At 67.7% G+C, this 18,623-nt stretch carries 21 protein-coding genes and 1 pseudogene; 10 read left to right on the top strand and 12 right to left on the bottom strand.

The genetic code is table 11. From position 1 onward, the window contains the following. Nucleotides 1-6: 6 nt before the first annotated feature. The 3 genes from IOD14_RS43980 (at nucleotide 7) to IOD14_RS44845 (ending at nucleotide 1,481) form a co-directional block, all read left to right on the top strand. Nucleotides 7-435 carry a PIN domain-containing protein gene (locus IOD14_RS43980; protein ID WP_212673553.1) on the top strand — a complete coding sequence of 143 codons (429 nt, stop codon included), beginning with the start codon at nucleotides 7-9 and terminating at the stop codon, nucleotides 433-435. 30 nt (nucleotides 436-465) lie between these two features. Next, nucleotides 466-969, top strand: a complete 504-nt coding sequence (locus IOD14_RS43985; protein WP_249126347.1) for a DUF6233 domain-containing protein — start codon at nucleotides 466-468, stop codon at nucleotides 967-969. A 377-nt stretch (nucleotides 970-1,346) separates the two neighbouring features. Then, nucleotides 1,347-1,481, top strand: coding sequence for a hypothetical protein (locus tag IOD14_RS44845; RefSeq protein ID WP_282959536.1), 135 nt, complete (start codon nucleotides 1,347-1,349; stop codon nucleotides 1,479-1,481). A gap of 1,173 nt (nucleotides 1,482-2,654) precedes the next feature. Here IOD14_RS44845 and IOD14_RS43990 read toward each other — a convergent pair. Next, nucleotides 2,655-3,386: a recombinase family protein gene (locus IOD14_RS43990; protein ID WP_212673554.1), complete on the bottom strand. Its 732-nt coding sequence runs from the start codon at nucleotides 3,384-3,386 to the stop codon at nucleotides 2,655-2,657. 588 nt (nucleotides 3,387-3,974) lie between these two features. Here IOD14_RS43990 and IOD14_RS43995 point away from each other — a divergent pair. Beyond that, a complete protein-coding gene (locus tag IOD14_RS43995; protein WP_249126348.1) occupies nucleotides 3,975-5,006 on the top strand; it encodes a hypothetical protein in 1,032 nt (343 codons plus the stop codon). 1,349 nt (nucleotides 5,007-6,355) lie between these two features. Here the strand turns inward: IOD14_RS43995 and IOD14_RS44000 are convergent. After that, the gene (locus IOD14_RS44000; protein WP_212673555.1) at nucleotides 6,356-6,637 is read right to left on the bottom strand and encodes a hypothetical protein; all 282 of its coding nucleotides are present in this window, start codon (nucleotides 6,635-6,637) and stop codon (nucleotides 6,356-6,358) included. A 228-nt stretch (nucleotides 6,638-6,865) separates the two neighbouring features. Further along, nucleotides 6,866-7,093: a hypothetical protein gene (locus IOD14_RS44005; protein WP_212673556.1), complete on the bottom strand. Its 228-nt coding sequence runs from the start codon at nucleotides 7,091-7,093 to the stop codon at nucleotides 6,866-6,868. 306 nt (nucleotides 7,094-7,399) lie between these two features. On the opposite strand from IOD14_RS44005, the gene IOD14_RS44010 reads away from it, so the two are divergent. Beyond that, the gene (locus IOD14_RS44010; RefSeq protein WP_212673557.1) at nucleotides 7,400-8,080 is read left to right on the top strand and encodes a hypothetical protein; all 681 of its coding nucleotides are present in this window, start codon (nucleotides 7,400-7,402) and stop codon (nucleotides 8,078-8,080) included. Continuing rightward, a complete protein-coding gene (locus tag IOD14_RS44015) occupies nucleotides 8,077-8,892 on the top strand; it encodes a hypothetical protein (protein ID WP_212673558.1) in 816 nt (271 codons plus the stop codon). Before IOD14_RS44010 ends, IOD14_RS44015 begins: the two co-directional genes overlap by 4 nt. A 59-nt stretch (nucleotides 8,893-8,951) precedes the next feature. Here IOD14_RS44015 and IOD14_RS44020 read toward each other — a convergent pair whose 3' ends face one another. From IOD14_RS44020 to IOD14_RS44050, 7 genes are all read right to left on the bottom strand, one after another. Next, nucleotides 8,952-9,674 (bottom strand): hypothetical protein, encoded by a 723-nt coding sequence (locus IOD14_RS44020; RefSeq protein WP_212673559.1) that lies wholly within the window; start codon nucleotides 9,672-9,674, stop codon nucleotides 8,952-8,954. After that, a complete protein-coding gene (locus IOD14_RS44025; protein WP_212673560.1) occupies nucleotides 9,671-10,108 on the bottom strand; it encodes a hypothetical protein in 438 nt (145 codons plus the stop codon). Before IOD14_RS44025 ends, IOD14_RS44020 begins: the two co-directional genes overlap by 4 nt. Continuing rightward, a complete protein-coding gene (locus tag IOD14_RS44030; protein WP_249126349.1) occupies nucleotides 10,105-10,794 on the bottom strand; it encodes a DUF1643 domain-containing protein in 690 nt (229 codons plus the stop codon). Before IOD14_RS44030 ends, IOD14_RS44025 begins: the two co-directional genes overlap by 4 nt. Continuing rightward, nucleotides 10,794-11,081: a hypothetical protein gene (locus tag IOD14_RS44035; RefSeq protein WP_212673561.1), complete on the bottom strand. Its 288-nt coding sequence runs from the start codon at nucleotides 11,079-11,081 to the stop codon at nucleotides 10,794-10,796. The genes IOD14_RS44030 and IOD14_RS44035 overlap by 1 nt, the downstream gene beginning before the upstream one ends. Next, complete coding sequence (locus tag IOD14_RS44040; RefSeq protein ID WP_212673562.1) at nucleotides 11,078-11,263, bottom strand: hypothetical protein; 186 nt, start codon at nucleotides 11,261-11,263, stop codon at nucleotides 11,078-11,080. The genes IOD14_RS44035 and IOD14_RS44040 overlap by 4 nt, the downstream gene beginning before the upstream one ends. 170 nt (nucleotides 11,264-11,433) lie before the next feature. Then, complete coding sequence (locus tag IOD14_RS44045) at nucleotides 11,434-11,571, bottom strand: hypothetical protein (protein ID WP_212673563.1); 138 nt, start codon at nucleotides 11,569-11,571, stop codon at nucleotides 11,434-11,436. Beyond that, complete coding sequence (locus tag IOD14_RS44050) at nucleotides 11,568-11,768, bottom strand: hypothetical protein (RefSeq protein WP_212673564.1); 201 nt, start codon at nucleotides 11,766-11,768, stop codon at nucleotides 11,568-11,570. The genes IOD14_RS44045 and IOD14_RS44050 overlap by 4 nt, the downstream gene beginning before the upstream one ends. A 323-nt stretch (nucleotides 11,769-12,091) precedes the next feature. Here IOD14_RS44050 and IOD14_RS44055 point away from each other — a divergent pair, with 323 nt between their 5' ends. The 4 genes from IOD14_RS44055 to IOD14_RS44070 all read left to right on the top strand — a co-directional run bounded on the left by IOD14_RS44055 (nucleotide 12,092) and on the right by IOD14_RS44070 (nucleotide 16,421). After that, complete coding sequence (locus IOD14_RS44055) at nucleotides 12,092-12,400, top strand: hypothetical protein (protein ID WP_212673565.1); 309 nt, start codon at nucleotides 12,092-12,094, stop codon at nucleotides 12,398-12,400. After that, the gene (locus IOD14_RS44695; RefSeq protein WP_249126350.1) at nucleotides 12,397-13,692 is read left to right on the top strand and encodes a DUF2637 domain-containing protein; all 1,296 of its coding nucleotides are present in this window, start codon (nucleotides 12,397-12,399) and stop codon (nucleotides 13,690-13,692) included. The genes IOD14_RS44055 and IOD14_RS44695 overlap by 4 nt, the downstream gene beginning before the upstream one ends. A gap of 126 nt (nucleotides 13,693-13,818) precedes the next feature. Then, the gene (locus IOD14_RS44065; protein WP_212673566.1) at nucleotides 13,819-15,768 is read left to right on the top strand and encodes a type IV secretory system conjugative DNA transfer family protein; all 1,950 of its coding nucleotides are present in this window, start codon (nucleotides 13,819-13,821) and stop codon (nucleotides 15,766-15,768) included. Then, nucleotides 15,765-16,421: a hypothetical protein gene (locus tag IOD14_RS44070; RefSeq protein WP_212673567.1), complete on the top strand. Its 657-nt coding sequence runs from the start codon at nucleotides 15,765-15,767 to the stop codon at nucleotides 16,419-16,421. The genes IOD14_RS44065 and IOD14_RS44070 overlap by 4 nt, the downstream gene beginning before the upstream one ends. Before the next feature lie 55 nt (nucleotides 16,422-16,476). Here IOD14_RS44070 and IOD14_RS44075 read toward each other — a convergent pair whose 3' ends face one another. Together IOD14_RS44075 and IOD14_RS44080 are read right to left on the bottom strand one after the other, a co-directional pair. After that, nucleotides 16,477-16,812, bottom strand: a complete 336-nt coding sequence (locus IOD14_RS44075) for a hypothetical protein (protein ID WP_212673568.1) — start codon at nucleotides 16,810-16,812, stop codon at nucleotides 16,477-16,479. A gap of 635 nt (nucleotides 16,813-17,447) precedes the next feature. Then, nucleotides 17,448-18,623 (bottom strand): annotated as a pseudogene (locus IOD14_RS44080) (hypothetical protein); the annotation flags it as partial.

Below are 18,623 nucleotides of genomic sequence, written 5' to 3' on the forward strand. Positions count from 1 at the left end.
CGGCAAGTGATCGTCGTAGATACCGGCCCGCTGGTGGCACTCGTCAGTCCCAGTGACGATAACCATGCAAAATGCCGGGCTTGGTTCGACTCCCTCGTTACTCGCCGACTGCTGATCGTGCCCTGCACTGTGGTGGCGGAAGCCTGCTTCATGATCCAGAAGTACGGCGGTACCGAATCCGAAGCGCTGTTCCTGGAAGACCTCGCGGCGGGCGCGTATGGCATCGTCACGAACCTGGTCCCCGAAGATCTCACACGCATGGCCGCACTCGTCCGCCAGTACGCAACCCTGCCGCTGGGGGGCACTGACGCGTCCGTTATCGCGATCGCTGAGCGCATCGGCACACGAGAGGTCGCCACAATCGATCTCCGGCACTTCACGACTGTGCGGGATCGGAACGGGTCCGCGTTCACGCTCCTGCCGACTCCCTCCTGACCGGTTTGCCGCGTCCCCTACGGTGGCGGCATGTCCTCCTCCGACTCCGCCTCCCTGCCGCCGATCCGGGTGCAGCTCCCGGACGGCCAGGAACTGGTGGGCCAGCTGCACGAACGGCGCTGCTGGCAGCTGGCCGGCTGGATGTACCTCGTGGGACTGCCCATGTGGGCCACGGATCCTGCGATGGAGCGGGTGGAGCCGCGGGAGTACAGAGTCTGGCTGACTGCCGAGCAGGCGCAGCCGCTCGACGGTGTGTCCTACGAGGGGGTCCCGACATACCCCCTGCCGAGCAAGGGGAAGGACCCGGCCCCGGCTTCCGACCGGTGGGGGTGGAAGGTCCAGCGGGTTCGGCCTCAGGGCGGCCGCCCGGGTGTGGTCGTCGTGCATGTCTGGGACTGCGAGGACGCTCCCTCAGGCGGTGACGAACTCAACGTGTTCGACGCGCTGGAGGTGCTGCGGTCGACAGCTGGGGCGGTCGCCTGCAAGGAGTGCGGGGCGGCTGTCGCACTCGGGCCGCTCCTGGAGTCGAGTTGAGGCGAGGCTACGACCAGCCCCGGTGAGAGGCCGCCCGTCTCCTGGCTCTGCTCGAACTCAGAGCATCGTCGACGCCAGAGTGCTAGGGGTACGGTCGCCCCCGGCCCACTGCTCACACGGCCCTGGCCTGCATGTTCCTTTGAGAAAGTCCTGTTTCTGTCAGCCGAAGTCCTGTTACGTATATCGCTTAGAACTTAGACCCCGTCACGGGGTCATTCCTGCGGTTCTTTTGTCCCGCGATCCCGCAAGGCTGGGAAAAGTCCTCGGGCACCCCGAGAGGTCTCGGGGCGCCTCACCGTGATGCTATTCTCTTCTCCATTCCTCCTCGGATGTCTGGGTGGTGCCCACGTGGACTACCCATCGAGAGGAGGTTAGATGTGATCACCGGAACGAGCCCTGCAAACGGGGGCAAGGATGATCCGGTGTGGGCGAAGCTGATCCGCCGCGTCACAGACGTGGTCCGGCTTGTAGGTGCCGTCTTGCAGGCCGTCTACTACGGCTTGAAGATCTGACCTGCGGCTGGAGAAGCTGATGGGCCCGACCCTCTCGCGAAGGGTGGGCCCATCAAGTCCTACATCGAGGCTGCGCCCCACGTTGTTCGTCGAGTCGGCGACCGTGGGGCGTAGGCATGTTCGGACTGTCTACGAGATCAATCTTCCATCTCGTACAGCCAGACTACCACGAACTGATATCAGGTTTGATATTGCCTTGATATTGGCGTGAGCGCCTGCGGTGGTTGAAATGCCTCAGTCACCATTTTGCATGCTTGCTAGTTTGGTTACCCGCAAAACGGCCAGCTTTGGGATCGGCGCTTACATTCGTCATCCCCAATTCGCGTTCATCAAACGTGATTGCAGGCTCCCAACCTCCGTGCTGTTGCCTGCCTCCTGGCGGGAGGGGATAACGGGCGTGGACGTCGACACGTCGTTACCGGAACGTCGCGACGGGAGCGTTTCAACGCTCCCGTCGCGACGCGCTGACAACGGCCAGACAACGGTGACGACGCGGGTCAACGCCCGTGTTGTTGGGTGTTGGGTCAGTCAACCCACGGTCAACCCGAGGGTTGACTGTGTTCTCCCGACGACGGGTGCACGGCTGTCGACGACGGGTCGTCGAAAGTAGACGGCTGTCGACGACGCTGGTCAGGCAGCCGGAATGAGCGGTCAAGGTGAGTCGCGCGCCCAGGTTGACCGAAGGTTGACTGTGTTCCCGCGACGACGGGTGCACGGCTGTCGACGACGGGTCGTCGAAAGTAGACGGCTGTCGACGACGCTGGTCAGAGAGCTGGAACGAACAGCACACAACGGGAGGCAAACGCCCGTTGTTGGGTGACCCAACGCCCCAACGGGCGTTTGCCTGGACCGTTGGGCAGGCCACGCCCGTTATCCGGAAGCGCCGGCGGGACGCAGCGGGTGTCTGTCCACCGGTGACGTGGCGTCACCTGCGCCCCGGGGATCGCTCTGCCTCGCCCTGCACCTAGGAGGTGCATCTATTGGTGCTCGCCACGGATTTTCGCTCGCTGGCGCGCGTCGAAACGGGTCTGCAGTGATTCGTTCTCGGAGGCCCGGCGATACGGTCACTGCTCTTTATCGGACCTAAAATCGTCTTCGTACGAGGCCCGGTGACAGTTCGTACACCGATTTGGCTGTGGCCTGGGAACACGCTGTCGTGTGGCTGACCCTGGGTCAGCCACGGTGCGCTGTGCCCCGCTGCAGGGTCGGCGGGCGGTCGCTCGTGTTGGCGAGCAACCGGCGTACGGTCTCGGGGTGCCAGCGGTCCCCGCGCTTGGGCCGGATGTCCTCGGACTCGAGTACGGCGGCGATCTCGCGGAACGACAGTCCGTCCTCGTCCCGGAGCTGGCGGGCGCGGGCGCGGCCGGCCTGCTCCGCCTCCTCCTCGGTCAGCTCCTTCTTGTGGGCCTGCCATCCGTACGGCGGGGCCCCGTACGCGTACTGGCCCTTCTCCCCCTTGATGCGGCGGCCACGGCGAAGCTTGGCCACGGTCATACCGCGGTCCAGCTGAGCAAAGACGCCCATCATCTGGCGCATGGCGGTGCGCATCGGGTCCTCGGGGTCGTCGGGCAGGATCTCGCCCTGGTCGGCCATGAACGCGCGGCCGCCGTGCTTCCAGCACTGGGCCAGGGCCGCCTCCTGCACCACCAGCTCGCGCGCGAGCCTGTCCAAGTTCGGGGCGATGATCCCGTGCGCCTTCTTCTCCTCGACCCACAGCAGGGCGGTGGCCAGCTCCGGCCGCTCGTCCCCGGCGATCGTGCCGGACTGAGCTTTCTCGATGAACAGCTTCGCGAGCTTGTGCCCGTGCTCGCGCGTCCAGCGCCGCACGATGCGCTCCTGGTCCTCCAGCCCGAACCCGTCCAACTGACTGCCGGTCGACACCCGGATGTACCCCGCGAGCCGCATCTGATCGCCTCCAACGCGCTGACCTGCTCTGTCACAGATATTGGCATAACTGTGACGCACTACATATGTCGGGGCTGTAGGGCGGTGCTTCCTGTGGAGCGGCATGACGATGCCCGCGGGGCTGGGTCAGTCCGAGGTCCACCGGTGCGGGGCTCATCATCGGGCACGGCTGCCGGCCTTGCGGTGACACGGTGCTTCGTTTCCGTGAACTATGTCCCCGCTAACCCCCTGCAACAACAACTGACCCGCCGTAAACTACTCTTCACTAGCGCAAAGATGCGGCACTTTCGGGGGGTTGGTGTGTTGCGCGCAGGCATTGTGGCTCGTGTGGTGATATCTGCCTTTGTTGGGCTTCTGGTGGCTTTGTTGGTATCGGCTCCGGAGGCACAGGCAGCTCCCATCCCTACGCCCTCTCCGACTGCAACGAAGGCCAACCCGTGTGGATTGGTTCACGGTCCGGCCCGGCAGTGGTGCGACGAGGATCATGCGGCCAAAGGCAGCGATCGGGACTGTGACCTGGTCGCCAAGCCTGCTCGGGAGTACTGCGAGAGCGGCGGCGGTTCGTCCCTGACTGACACGCTGGATCCGATGGAGTCGGTCGCGGCCGCCATAGCCAAGACGGCAGCGTGGACAGTGGACCAGCTGAGTAACGCGGTGGCTGCGACCTCTGACGTGGACTTCACCAACACCAAGTTCTTGCAGACGTACGCGCTGGTCTTCGCCGCCTCGACGTTTCTCGTCCTCCTGCTGTGGCTGTGGGCTGTCACCAAGCGGGCTGTTCGGGGCGTGCCGCTGATGACGGCTCTGACGGAGGCGGTCGGGCTCCTGTGGGTGACCGTGATCGCCTCCGCCTTTACCCCCCTGGTCCTGTTCACCGTGGTCTCCGCCGTGGACGGTGTCACGCAGGCATTGGCCGGGGAAGGGTCGACAGCATTCTTCGCCTCCTTCTCGGAGGCGCTGCGCTCCACGGACACCGCGAACGACGGTGGTCCGTTCGCCCGCATCGTGCTGGCTCTCGTGTCCATCTTCGCCGCCGGCGTGGTCTGGTTGGAGATGGTGGTGCGCTCGGCCCTGCTGTACGTGGGCGCGGTGCTGGGCCTGGTCGTCTACAGCGGCCTGGTGGACCGCGCGCTGTGGACGAGGGTCCGTAAGTGGGCCGGGATCATGGCGGCCATCATCCTGGTCAAGCCCATCATCGTGATCGTGCTGCGGCTCGCGTCCGCCATGGCGGAAGGCGGAAAGCCTGCCGATTCGACGGCTGCCATCATCAGCGGCCTGGCCATCATCGTGATCGCCATTTTCGCGAGCGCGATGCTGTTCCGGATGGTGCCGGGAATGGGTGACGAAATTGTGGCCGCACGGCGAGACAGCTACGATCCGGCTTCCCGACAGGCGGCTGCGGTCGTCACTAGGCCTGTGTCGGGCATCTCTCAGGGAATCAACACCCATGCCTCCCGTGACTCGGCATCCCGGACCCCGACCAGCACCCACGCGTCACCATCTGTGCCGCACGCGGCGAGCAGCGGCATTGCTGCACACTCGACCCGCCCGACTTCATCGGGTGGGGTGACGCCGGCGCGAGCGGACGTCCCGAGCCAGGACAACCGTCGAGACTCATGAACCGGCGGTCAGGGAACGGGCTGGGGGTTGTTCATCCCGATCCAGACTCCGATAGCGATGACCGCGAGCAACAGGTAGAACTTTGTCTTCAGACTCACGAACGCGCCCCCTCCTCGCCGGACAGCCTCGCTCACGTTACTGCCCAGGGCTCAGCCTGAACTCACAGTCAACTGGGTTGCTTCCCGGGTGAACCGCGGCCGCTGGGTGGTCAGGAAGTAGCGCAACTGACCACCGTGGACACCTCTGTTCGAGCACGCAAAGGACAGGCGCGAGCGCCTGGCAGAACCAGTCGGCCGCACCGCAAGCGGCACGGCCTCCAACAGGTAAGGACGCCCTTCGGGCGGCGTTTCCTCTGCGGGTCTTCGACCCGCGCAACGGACGGGCGCGAAGCGCCCGGCTGTTCTCCTTTGCTCCACCCGCGCACCCTCCGGGTGCCCAGGAGCGGGTGGAGACTTTTGGACCCCCCCTAGTGAGACGAACAGACTTCCCCCAAGGGGTTTCTGACGTCTCACTAGGAGGGGCCGACTGCTGCTGACGTGCGTACTCCGGTACGCCCTATCGAGGCATCGCAATCGGTCGGCTACGGGTATTCGCACGCTTGCCACAGGACCGGTATACGCAGTCAGGGCTGGGAGGTCGCGGTGCTCCGGGAGGTCTGCCCTCCCGCCGGCTCGGGTCTGCCTTGTTCGCCATGGGATCACTCGCCATGGCAAGGCCGGTCTGCCTGCTGCTCGATTCACCATTTAGCGTCTACAGAGCCCTACGTGCCCGATCAGCGGGTGTCACGCCTGGCGCCTCTGCCTATCACTCCCGGTGGCTGTGGCCGGGGTCGGTCTTGGTATCGCGGACCGTTCTCTACCGCGGGCTAAGTCCGGACTCCCTGCGCTCGCCACGCGCTGGGCCTCGGGCCGGTTTCCTGGGGCCGGTCTCCCATGGGTGCTGTCACGCCCCGCGCCACCACGGCGGGCCGCGTCCTACTGCGACGTAGGCACGGCAGAACGGCGGCCCCCGGGCCGGGAAGTCCTCGACGGCCTGGGGCCGGAGGAATCGGGTACGCGGTGTCTGGACCTGGTGTGACGTTCGTCCGGTGGACACACCGGATTCGGGGCGCACTGGGCCAGCACCGCGGCTTGTTGCTAGGATGGGAAAGCCTTCCTGCGGTGCGGTGAGGGCACAACGAAGCCCGGTACCGGACTCTGTCCGGCACCTACAAAAGGGCTTCACCTGCACAAATAGGGACTACTCAGCGACGTGCCTGGCAGCTTGTGACTGAGTTCGTCCCGCCGAAGCGATGCGGTGCCCTGATCTGAAAGTTCGGGTCAGGGCCTTTTGCATGTCCGGCCTTGTTGTCATCCGGCCTGGTCTAGCTCCTCGATCATCTGGGGGTCGACTTCCTTGGGTTGGCGCTCCTTCTGGCGGGCCTGCCGCTCCTTGCGCTTCGTCTCTCGCTTGTGCAGCTCGCGAAGAGCTTCGCGGAGGACTTCCGCACCGGACACGCCAAGGTCGTTGACCAGCTCTTCGTAGAGCTTCCGCTCGACGTCCTCGGGGTACAGAAGCACGACGGCCCGCACAGCCTTGTCCGGTGGATAGACCGTCCGAGGCTTGTGCTGTAGTCCGCGTACTCCTGCCATGGTGTGGATCTTAGCCGTGATCTAGAGGCGTTGGCACAAGGACACGCCAATTAACTGGTGTTTCTCCCGCCCCACGGGGTGGGTGACTTGTCGACTTCCAGCCTGCCGGGCGGCCCAAAATCCCCGTGGTTTCAGGGGTTTACGGTCTGGGAGAGGTTCGCCAGTCGTCGCTGGACGGTGAAGGGGCGGACCGCCTGGTGGCAGTCCGCCCCTCCGGGTGCAGTCGGGCTACCTCTCGACTTCGTACCCGCTGACCTCGATCGCGGGGTCCTCGATCTGCGGCTCCGGCCGCTGCACCACGGGCTCGTCCCGGCAGGCCCGCTCCGCCTCCTCCAGGGATACGGCCGTGACCAGGGTGCCGTTGATGACCGTCGACTCGCCGTTACGAAGGCTGCACGCGACGCTCTCAATGCGGTACTGCTCGGCCAGGGCCGCGGGGAAGAAGTTCTGTGACATCGGGTTCTCCTGTTCGGCGGGCACGTCCTGATGGGCTCCGCCCGCCGCGGTTCTGGGAGGGGTGCAAGGCTCGCCGCTAGCGGCGACCGCGTAGCGGCCTGGCCTTGCACCCCTCCCAGGTTCGTGGCGCTCTTTGAGCAGCAGGACGAGTCCACCGAACCGGGAAGCAGCCATGCCGCGTGTGCCACATGCGGAGGTGGAGTCGACGCCAATTGGCGACGGTCTGGAGGCTGATCGGGTCCGCCTGTCGTACAAGCTGCACGCGGTGCCTCACGATCAGGGGCCGGGGTTGTACCGTCCCGTGCCATGACAACACCTCGCCCCGTGCCGGTGCTGCCCGCCCAGGGCCGCCGGGTCGCCTTCGTCGGAAAGGGTGGCGCGGGCAAGTCGACACTGCTCAGCCACTTTCTCCCCCACTGGAAAAAACTCGGCGTGCCATGCGTCGGAATCGACACAGACGTCCCGGGCGATGATGAGCACGGCACGCTCTATGTGCACGCGGCTCAGACGGACTTCGGCGTGCCCGTCTACCCGGCGCCGGTGCCTGGCCAGATCCGCAACGAGGCGCAACGACTGTGCCCGGAGAAGGGTCTGTGCGCGCTGGACACCGGAGCCTGGGAGCGTAAGAAGGACGGCCCTCACCTCCCGGTGGTAAGCGCAGTCGACTGGCTGATGCTGTGCATGCAGCCGACCGGAAACGAGTTGGAGCGCGCGGCATCGGTACTGGGCTACGTCCAGCAACTGAAGGACACCGGTGCGCCGGCGCCGGAGCTCGCCATTGTGCTGACCATGGTCGGCCAGAGTTCGGCGGCAAACGACGTCGAGGAAGAGCTGAGCTCGGCGGGCTACCTCGTGCTCCGTAACCGGTACAAGTTCTCTACGGCGCTCGATGGACCCGCACACACCTTCGGCAGGGACATTAAGGTCAGGGGCGGGTCGGACATTGACCTGCTGGCCCGTGAAGTGCTGGACGTGGTGGCGCGATGAGCAAGCAGAAAAAGGGCGGATTCGGCACTGCCCTGCGGGGCGGGCTGGCAACCCGCGGTGGAGGGGCCCAGCTGCCCGCGCAGGCGGCTGCGGGCGCCCCGGTGGAGCTGACCCCCGTCGAGCGTCTGGAGGCGCTGGAGGCGCTGATTGAGGCGTCCCTGAGCGAGTACCACACGAACCTTCGGCGGCTGCAGGCTCGCCACAGGGTGGAGGTGGGCCAGCTCCTCAACGAGATCAACGAGGGTGAGCTGTGGCGACTGAAGGGTCATGAGGACTTCGGGCACTACGTCAAGGCCCGGTGGGAGTGGGACCGGTCGTACGGATACCGGCTCATCGACCTGGCGGTGGTGACCCGGGCACTCGCCCCGCTCGGCCCGGCCGTGGTTGACACGCTGGTGGAGTCGCACGCGCGAGAGCTGGCGCCGATCGTCAAGCACAACGGAGACGAGGCGGCCCGCAACTTCGTGGAGAGCGTCCAGCGGGAGGCGGGCGGGAAGAAGGTCACCGCCACGGTGTACGCCGCCCGCCGGGACCGCCAGGGCCTGGGCGCCTCGTCTGCTGGCCAGTCGCCAACTGGCGACGAGGACGAGGTCGTGGATGCGGAGCTGGTAGACGAGGACGAGGCGGAGAAGGCGGGCGTCGGGATTCGCGCGGCGGCCAATCTGGCGGAGAAGGCCCTGCGGCAGCTGGACGAGGCGCTGGCCCTCGACGTCGCCCCGTTCCATCGGGACGAGGCATCCGTGGACCTTTCCCGGATCCGGACGGCGGCGGTGCGGCTGCAGAAGCGGGCCGAAGCGTTGCCGGGTGCATAGACGAGCACAGCAGAAGGGCCCCCGCCCTGCGGTGGGGGCCCTTCATTGTTCGCCGGAAGTCAGTTCAGCTCGCCCACGTGCGCGGCCCGGAGGAGAGCCTGCACGTCCAGCTCCTCGCCGGGCTGGATGATGCGCTGCTGCCGGGCGGTGGCGGCGGCCACGATCGCCGCGACCTTCGCCTGTTCCTGGCGGTACTCCCACTGAGCCGTAGCGACGGCACCAGAGACCTCAATCGCCTTCACCCGGGCTGTGTTGACGCCCTTGGTCTCCTCCATGGCCAGCTCGTGGGCCTGGGCACGGATCTCGCTGCGGTCCTTGCGCCACATCGGCGCACACACCGCGTATACCGCGGCGGTGGCCCCCGCCCACAGCAGGGCGGCCAGCTGCCAGTCCGGAGTCCACGCGGTCACCCCGGATACGGCCAGGACGGCGGACGCTGAAAAGCTCATGCGCACGGTCTCGTTGTCGCCGTGCGGCTTGGCAGCGGCAACGCACCCGGCGCAGCCCGCGAGCACGGCCATCGTGCCGGTGATCCACAGCGGGCGGCTGGAGCCGTCGGGGATCCGCCCGTTCCAGCCCCATGCGAGTGCGGACATGGTCGTAGTCGCGAGCCCCGGCGCGATACGTCCGAAGTGGTCCCACAGCCATCCGCCGGCGGACCGGACTGGGGGCAAAGGCGGCGCGGGGCGGAACGTCTCCGGGATCTGCTGCTGGCGGTGGGCCTGCTCGATCAGGTAGAGCGCCGGATCGAACGGCACGGGGCTGGGCTGGTGGTCGGTCACAGCGTCTTCTCCTGTCCATCTCGGGTGAGTTCCTGCTGCTGCTGCCGCTCACTGCCGCGGTATCGGCTGTCTCGCTCCTTGCGCTCGCTCTCTTCGCGCTCCCGCTCGGCCAGCTCGCGCTCGCGGCGCTCGGGAAGCGTGGGCCCGTCCTTGCCCCACACGGTCACTTCGCCCGGGTTGGCGGTGCCCTGCGGTGAGGGCTCGATCTCGGCGACCTCCTGGTCGCGGTACATGACGGTCCCCTGCGCAGTGATCTGGAAGCCGTGGTCACCCTTGGACGGGTCGTCCCGGACGATGCGTTTTCCATCGATGGACACGCCCTGGTGGTCCAACGTCACCTCGTGGCCGTGCCGCTCGATCGTCAGGCGGGCCTGCCCCTTACGGGCCTGCTCGCGGTCGAACTTCCAGGGGTTGAACTCGTCCTTCTTGCTCACGCCTTCACCCCCTGGTCGGTGGTGGCGGCCGCCGGGCGCCGGTCGCCAATTGGCGACTGAGGGGCGTACGCGGTCAACTGGGTTTCGTCCCGGACGTACAGCGGGTGTCGGGGGCGGCCTTTGCGTGTGAGCCCCAAGCACTCCAGTGAGCGCCCGCGGCAGATCAACAGGTCCGTGACGAAGCGAGCTTGCTCGGCCTCTGCGCGGCCCACGTCGCCCCAAGCAACAACGATCCGAGTAGAGGACGCTGTGGCGTCCAGTAACGCGCCCCCGTTGCACGGCCCGAACGGGTCGGCGTGCCTGCGGAGTTCCCTGGGGTCCCTCGACCGGAGGGCGAACAGGTTCACCACGGTCAGCCCCCCGTGCCCGGCGTTCTTCGAGAAGCTGGTAACCCTGCGAAGGGTGGCGTCGTCCTCGTCCCCGTCCGCCGTGGACGGGTTGAGCATCACCCACACCAGGGGCGGGGCCTGCTCGTCCCAGACCCTGTCCAGTCGGTACCGGTAGGTCCCGCACGGGCTGAGCACCGCCGACCCCGCCGAACCGGTCTGCAGGTGCAGGCCGTTGGCCTTGGCCCACTGCCCGCCGGCGGGGGCCGGGCCCGCCGGGGTGGCGGGCTCAGGCTCGGTGTCGAACATGGCCAGCTGGTATCCGCCGTTCAGCTGGCGGGGGTCCTTGTGTCGGGCCATCAGGCGATCACCGCCCACAGGGACTTTCCGGTGCCGTACAGGACGAGGGCGACCACTACAGCGACGGTGACCACGGTGCGCGTTGCCTTCAGGACTGGCCGGATGCCCACGGGTGCCCCGGCAAGCGCGAACACGAGGGCGGCGGCCAGCACCGCGGTGCCGTACGTGGTGGCGCCGGTGAGAAGGGACTCGATCGCGTTTCGCCCGATCTCCACGGAGGTCACCATGACCAGCACGGCGAGGACGAGGGCTGCGGCCGCGATCAGGCGTTCACGGGTGTTGGTCATGCAGATGCACCCCCCTGCCGGGCAACGACGGTGAACGCCTGGCCGGGGAGGTCGTAGTGAACGTGGGCGGTGGGGTGGTCGCTGGCGCGGTACTCCCCGGCCAGCCATTCGGCGCGGGCCTCAGCGCGCAGATCGGCGTCGGAGATCCGCTCCAACTCAACGGGGTTGGTGCAGTGCGACATGGGTGTGCCTCTCCATCAAGGCGAGCAAGGGGAGGCGGGGCTGTCGCCAATTGGCGACAGCCCCGCCGGGGCCTATCGGCCGGGGTGCGGCCGCGCGGGCTGCTGCTGCGGCTGCCGTCCGTCGCGTTCGTGCGGCTGAGGACGGGTCGGAAGCTGTGGACGGGTGTCGCTCATCGACCGCCCCCGATTCCGCGCATGGCCTGGCCGTGACGCTGCAACTCGGCCTCTGCCTGCTGGCGCTGTTGCTCGGCACGCTGGGCTGCGGCGGCAGCTTCGGCGGCCGCCTTTGCCTGCTCTTCCTGCGTCATGCGCTCACCGCCAACTGGCAGGCACAGCGGACGGTCACAGGCTGTCCGCTGCGCCGGGTAACGACGGTCTGGAAGCCGTCGCACTCCGGGCAGGAGTTGGTGAACGCGGGCCCCTTCTTGCCGATCAGCACCAGCTGCGGGCGCGTCGCGGGGGCCGGGATGGAGAAGCCGCTGGTGCGGCTGCGAGACTTACGCACGGAGATCCCTCCAGTCAGGGGTGTCCCAACCCGGAAGGCGGTAGGTCGCCTGTCCGGGGTCTCGGGCGGGAGCTGCAACTTCCGCCCGGAGGGAGGGTCAGGGCCTGCAAGCCTTGGCCCTCTCTCGCTTGCAGAACCAACCTAACCCACTAACCCTTGAAGTTCAAGGGTTAGTGGGTTAGGTTCTTCCTGTACTCGATGACAGGGAGGTGGCGATGGGGAGCGTCCCCACAGTCCGCGAACGTGCCCCGGCAGGGCCGTATCCACAGGTCCGGACCCATAACCTCTTGGGGTCACCAATCCCAAGACCCCAAGGGGGACCGATGGCGGACAACTCGCCGGCTAAGCGGACTTCGGCTCAGTCCAAGAGTGAAGGACGGCCGAAGTGGGTGCCGATGCGGGATGACCAGTACAGCGGCCTCACCGCCCTCGCCCGGGACTTGATGGACGCACGGAGCCGCAAGACCGAACGAATCACTGAGAACACGCTGATCCGCGTGGGCATCGACCTACTGCTCGCGCACGCCGAACTCCTCGTGGGTGACACGGAGGAAGAACTGCGCGCCAATGCCCTGGCGTACATCCAACGCCTGGAGGCGGCGGCAGAACCGGAAGAAGGGAGGGACGAATGACTGCCACGACGGACAGGAAGACACCGCCCCTGACCCGAGTTCACAAGGTGCTGATCGGTCTCGTAGCCACGGGCGCTGTGATCATCGCAGGTATCGGTTTCGCAGGGTCGTACGCGGCGGTGCAGGAGCTCGCGCAGCACAAGGGGTTCGGGGACTTCTCGTACGCGTTCCCGATCGGCGTGGACGCGGGCATTGTCGTGCTTCTCGCGCTCGATCTGCTGCTGACTTGGATCAGGATTCCGTTTCCGCTGCTGCGTCAGACGGCGTGGTTGCTGACGGTTGCCACCATCGCCTTCAACGGCGCGGCGGCCTGGCCCGATCCGCTCGGGGTGGGGATGCACGCGGTGATCCCCGTTCTGTTCGTCGTCGCGGTGGAGGCGGCACGGCACGCGGTCGGCCGGATTGCCGACATCACAGCGGACAAGCACATGGAGGGCGTCCGCCTCACGCGCTGGCTGCTCTCTCCTGTCCCCACCTTCAGGCTCTGGCGCCGTATGAAGCTGTGGGAGCTGCGTTCCTATGAGCAGGTGATCAAGCTGGAACAGGATCGCCTGGTGTATCAGGCCCGGCTACACCAGCGGTTCGGCCGTGCCTGGCGCCGAAAGGCTCCGGTGGCGTCGTTGATGCCGCTCCGGCTGGCGAAGTACGGGGTGCCTATCTCCGAGACGGCGCCGGCGGGCCTGGAGGCTGCGGGTATCCCGGTACCCGGCGAACTGGAACGGCTCGACGTCCGCCAAGACCGCCCCGCCCTGCCGCAGCAGGCGGCCGCCGATCCGGTCGACGTCGACCTGACGGAGTACCACGGGCACCCCGAGGCGGTCCCGGAGCCGGAGACCTATTACGAGGGCGGGTTCCGGCACGGCGGCCAGCTGGCGACCGCTGGCGGACCGCTCGCGGCCCGCAGTGATGGACGGCCCGCGATGGTGCAGGCCCGTATCGACGGCCCTGACTGGCTGCCACAGCAGGAGCCCTCGAGGGCTGAGCCGTTCGCCTCCGAGCCGGAGGTGAACCCGTACGAGGCGGGCGAGGTGGTGCAGTCGCCAATTGGCGACTCCTCCGACGCCCTTCCGGCGCCTGAGTCGGAAGTCGTCGACGAGGCCACCGACCCCGTGGCGGAGCTTGAACCGGACCTGACGGGCGTTGAACTGCTGGAATGGCGCTACGTTCGCCTATCGCCGGAAGAGCGGGCCCTGTCGGGCGTCAAGCTCGGTGAACTCCTGCACAAGGGCACTGGATTCACGCCCGGGACTGCCCGGAAGTACCTCAAGCCCATCATCGAAAAGCACGGCTGAGGAATTGAGGGACTGATTGTCAGTCCTGGAACGTACGGTGATCGAGAGGTCACCGGACATATAAGCGCCCCCGGGAGGCGCTGGAACCGCCGGACCCGGGGACTTCGCGACAAGAGGAGTGATCTCGTGTCACGCAAGGAAGAGAATCCCACACCCCCAACCACAGACCTGTCCGGCCTCGACCCCCGCAAGCCGTCCGGCCTCATCGTCAGCAAGCCCCGGCGGGGCATGGGTACCGCATCCCTGGCGGCGGGACTGCCCGCCTGGGCGGCAGCCTCCGGCGGGGCTGACGGTGGCGGGCCCTCACTGCCGGAGCTCGTGAACACGGTGCTTTCGAACTGGCCTCTCGGTGGCTTCCCCGGCTTCCTCGGTACGGCGGTGGTTGCCTCCGGCCTGGGCCTCGTGGCCCTGCGGAGCAAGCTCGACATGGCCAAAGCCGGACCCCTGAACGCCTCCGACCGCGCCGGGTTCGCCACCCCAAAGGAACTGCGGAAGTGGCTGTCTGAGTCGGGCCTGCGCAAGCGGGCTGACGTGCTCCGCCCGTCCTTGGGCGAGATCAAGCGCCGTTCGATCAGCCCTCATGACCTCGGCCTGCACCTGGGGATCGATCTCATCTACAAGAGGGGTCTGTACCTCGCATGTGAGGACGTCGTGCTGATGTACGCACCGCCCCGCATGGGCAAGAGTGCACAGCTCGGTAACGGGATCATCGATGCCGCCGGGTCCGTGGTGGTCACCTCGACCCGCGGTGACCTCTACGAGAACACCCACCAGCTGCGGCGCGAGCACAACCGGCCCGTCTGGGTCTTCAACGCGGGCCTGTCCGGTGTGCCCAACACGCTGCGCTGGAACCTGGTGGAGGGCTGCGAGGACGCCTCTACGGCCATCCGGCGGGCGGGCTACATCCTGGCGGCCTCGGCCTCCGGGGAGGACATGGAAAACGCGTCCTTCTGGGAGGGGCACTCCTTCACGGTGCTGTCCTCGTACCTGCTGGCGGCCGCGCTCAAGGGCGGCGACCTGATGATGGTCCGGCGCTGGGTCACCTCGCCCACAGAGCGGGAGCCGCTGGAGATCCTGCAGGCGCACTACGACCGTGTGCCGGCGGGCTGGGCTCAGCTGCTGGCACAGATGCTGGAAGCCCCCGAGAGGACGAGGGACAGCGTGTATCTGACGCTGGTCCGTAGCTTCCAGTTCATGTCCCACCCGGAGGTTACCGAGATCGTCAGCCCCCGGCCCGGCGAGCAGCGGTTCAACGTGAACGACTTCCTCAACAGCCGCGGCACCCTGTACGTGATGGGACGGGACGTGCGATACGGCTCCGTAGCTCCGCTGTTCTCCGCCCTGGTGGGCGAGATCTACGATGCGGCCTACGTCCGGGCGGACAACTCGCCGGGCGGCCGCCTGGACCCGTACCTGCGGATGGTCCTGGACGAGGCGGCCGTCATCTGCCCTCTGCCTCTTCACCTGTGGTCAGCGGATGCGGGCGGCCGCAATATCCAGCTCCTGATCAGCGTGCAGTCCCCCTCCCAGCTGCGTGAGCGGTGGGGGCGCAACGGTGCCCAGACCATCATGAACAACTCCGTGCGGGTCGTCCTCGGTGGGCTCTCCCTCCCCGATGACCTGGAAGAGCTGTCGCTGCTGTCCGGCGAAAAGGACCAAGAGGTGGCGTCGGCGTCCACCTCGGACGAGGACAGGAAATCCCAGAGCGTCACCGTTCGGCGAGTCCGGGTAATGCCCCAGGACGCAATCCGGCAGATGAAGGAAGGCACCGGTCTCATCTTCTACCGGCACCTTCCGCCCATCCGCTACCGATTCACCCCGGTGTGGGAACGCCGTGACGTGCGAGCCCTGGTCAAGCAGGAGAAGGTGCAGGCGAAGCTGGACGCCAAGCTGAAGAAGAAGGGCGTGCAGGTCAACGGACCGGTGCTGCCTCCGCAGATGCCTGCCACGGCTCCGGTCGTCCCGGGCCAGCCCGGTGCGGTGGACGCCCCGCCGGCTGCGGCGCCTGGCATCCCCGGCCAGCCCGGACCTGGCAACCCGGCCACGGGTGCCGACCGGTGGAGGTACACCGGATGAGCGAGCGGAGCCGTGAGGCCGCCGAACCGCCGCGCGACGTGCTGGCGATGTGGGAGCGGACTCGGAACCTGGGCAAGCGTCTGGACGGCGTGAACGAGCGACTGGAAGCCCTGGAGGGGCAGAACCTCGCGGACGCCGTGGCAGAGCTGTCCCTGACCGTCAAGAAACTGGCGGAGAAGCCGGAGTCCGCGAAGCTCGCGGTCTGGAACTGGGGCGCCTTCACCCAGGCACAGCAGGCCCAAGCTTGGGAACTCCTGCTGGACTGGACGATGGGCACCTTCCGGGTGAGGTATCCGCGCTCGTTCACGGAAATGCTCGGCTACGGCACGCACGCGGTGTCCTGCTGGCACCTGCACCCGGACATGGTCGAGTCGCTGACAGGGTTGATGGCGGCCTGGAACTGGGCCTTCACCGATCCTGAGTCGGGACCGCTGCGGGTGGCTGAGTGGCTGGGCCGCTGGCTGCCGGACGCCGTGCGCCAAGGCCAGTTCATCCTGGCGAACTGCAAGCTGGAACCGAACGGGGTGGACTCCTATGGACGGTCCGACCCGTACAAGGGGCACAAAAACCCGATGGAGAACAAGAGGACCGACCCACCGGAGGACCTGAAGCGGCACATTCACATGCTGAAGACGGGGGAAGTTCCCGCCTGAGCACGGCAACGACAGAGGCCCGGACCGATGGTCCGGGCCTCTTCGTGTGCGTAGGTCAAGCGGCCGCCGGCGGCACGGGCCGACTCTTCCACTCGAAGAGCACCCAGCGGACCGCCTCCCGGATTCCCAGGGCGTAATCCCGGTCGACGTCGGGCCAGTCGTTGCCTTCTAGGCAGTCAACCGCGTGTGTCTTCTCTCGCCCAACCTGGCGGACGGTGTAGGGGTAGGCGTGCGTCTCTCCGCTGATCGGGGCGTTCTGCAGCTCACCCAACAACCAGGCGGCTGCGGCCCACACGCCCTGGGTGAACCAGGCGGGCCGCCGTACGTCGTATTCGTCCTCGTCCTCGTCCAGCTGCACGCGCGCGTGCTCGCCGGCGTGGAACTGCTGCACGGCGTCGTCCCGGAGGGCTTCCAGCTCGGCTCGTGTCCGGCGGACTCCTTCTGGAAGTCCTGGAGTGCTCGGGGCCGGTGCTGGAACTGGGGTGGGCCCGTACTCGTGGCCTGGCCAGGATGGCGTCACACCATTGAGGACGGTCGCCTTCACGGCCGCGGGCGGCATGACGTCCTCAATGGATGGGTGGAGCCGGCGGGGGCGCCACGGGTCGCTGTTGCTGGCCATGGTGTCGACGGTAGCGGCGTGCACTGACACGCTGCCAGTGGTCCCTCCCTCTCCGGCGGCTCGCCGTGGGCCCGGGCGGAGCGGGGGTGGTTCCCTCGTTGGGCGGCAGGCTACGCCCTACCGCGGGCGTTGTCGGGGGGCCAGGCTCGGCGTAGCCGACCGCGCAGCGGCCTGGCCTGGCGGCCCGGCGGCGGCCGCGGTGCCCTGCGGGTGCCGTCCTACGAGGGGGCCCGCACCGCGACCCACCCTCTCCACCCCCCACAACCCGCACTCAAGATCCGTGCCCCCCACACCCTCCGCAGGGTGGCCGGGGTCCGGGGCAGAGCCCCGCAGCCCTGACCGGTGCACGACTAACGGTGAAGGGGCGGGCCGCCGATGGCAGTCCGCCCCTTCCTGGTGCAGCCAGGTTACCTCTCGACTTCGTACCCGCTGGCCTCGATCGCGGGGTCCTCGATCTGCGGCTCCGGCCGCTGCACCACGGGCTCGTCCCGGCGGGCCCGCTCCGCCTCTTCCATCTGCCGCGTCTGCTCGCGGTCGGCCAGGATCTCCGTTGCCCTGGTCGCGGTCTGGACGGCCCGCTGCAGCTCCTCGCCCGTGAGCGTGCGCCCGTCCGCGTGGGCCCGCTCGTGGGCCTCGTGCAGCCGCTCGCGCTCGCCGGTCTCGGGCTGTTCCAGCTCCCGTTCCGCCGCCGCCTCCTGCACGTCCTCCTGCAGTTCCAGCGACTCCCGGTCGGTCTCTGGTTCCGGGGCGCGGAGTTCCAGCTGCCGCTGTGCCTCCTGCGCCTGGGTCCGCGCCTCCTCGGTGTGCTCGTGCCACGCCTGCCGGGCCTCGTGGACCTTTTCCAGGGCCGCGCGGTCCTCTTCCATCCTGGCGGCCAGGGCGTCGTACCCCTCGACGGCGGCCTGCAGTTCCTCCGCCCGCACGGGGTCCTCCGCCTCGCGGGCCTCGATGTACTTCTGCACCGCCTCCCGCTGAAGGTCGGACAAAGACTCGGAGACCTCGCGCAGTTGGCCAGCGACGTGCGGTGGGGCCCACTCGGTCTCGCGCTCGTACTGCTCGACCATGCGCCGCAGGGTGGCGTCCGTGGCACCCACCAGCTCGATTCGGTCCTCTGGCTCCCCCAGGGCGCGGTATGCGCGGTCCCAATCCTGCCGGACGTCGACCGCACCGCGGCCCGGCCGCGTGCCGATCGCATCGCGGTCGTGCTCGAACTCGTGAGCCTCGCGGAATGCAGCCACGGTGCCCGCGCGCTCGATCCAGCGTTCCCTCCACTCGGGGGCGTCCGGGACGGGGCCTAGCTTCTCCGCCCACTGGGGCAGCTCTCCGGCCTCCGCCTGTTCCAACAGCTCGCGGCCCAGTTCCAGGCGCTTCTCCTCGACAACTTCGGCCACGGCGCGGGCGTACTCGCCCTTGGGGCCCTCGATGTCCCGGACCCGGTTGCGCCAGTCGGCGCGCTCCTCAGCCGCCGCGCGGTGCTCTTCGGCGATGCGGTGCCGTTCCTGCGTCTCCTGCTGGCCGTGCAGCACCTCGGCACCCAACTGCATGGCCATGACCTGATCCAATGCTGCCTGCTGCTGCGCCTG

Source organism: Streptomyces sp. A2-16, assembly GCF_018128905.1.
Lineage (GTDB): Bacteria > Actinomycetota > Actinomycetes > Streptomycetales > Streptomycetaceae > Streptomyces.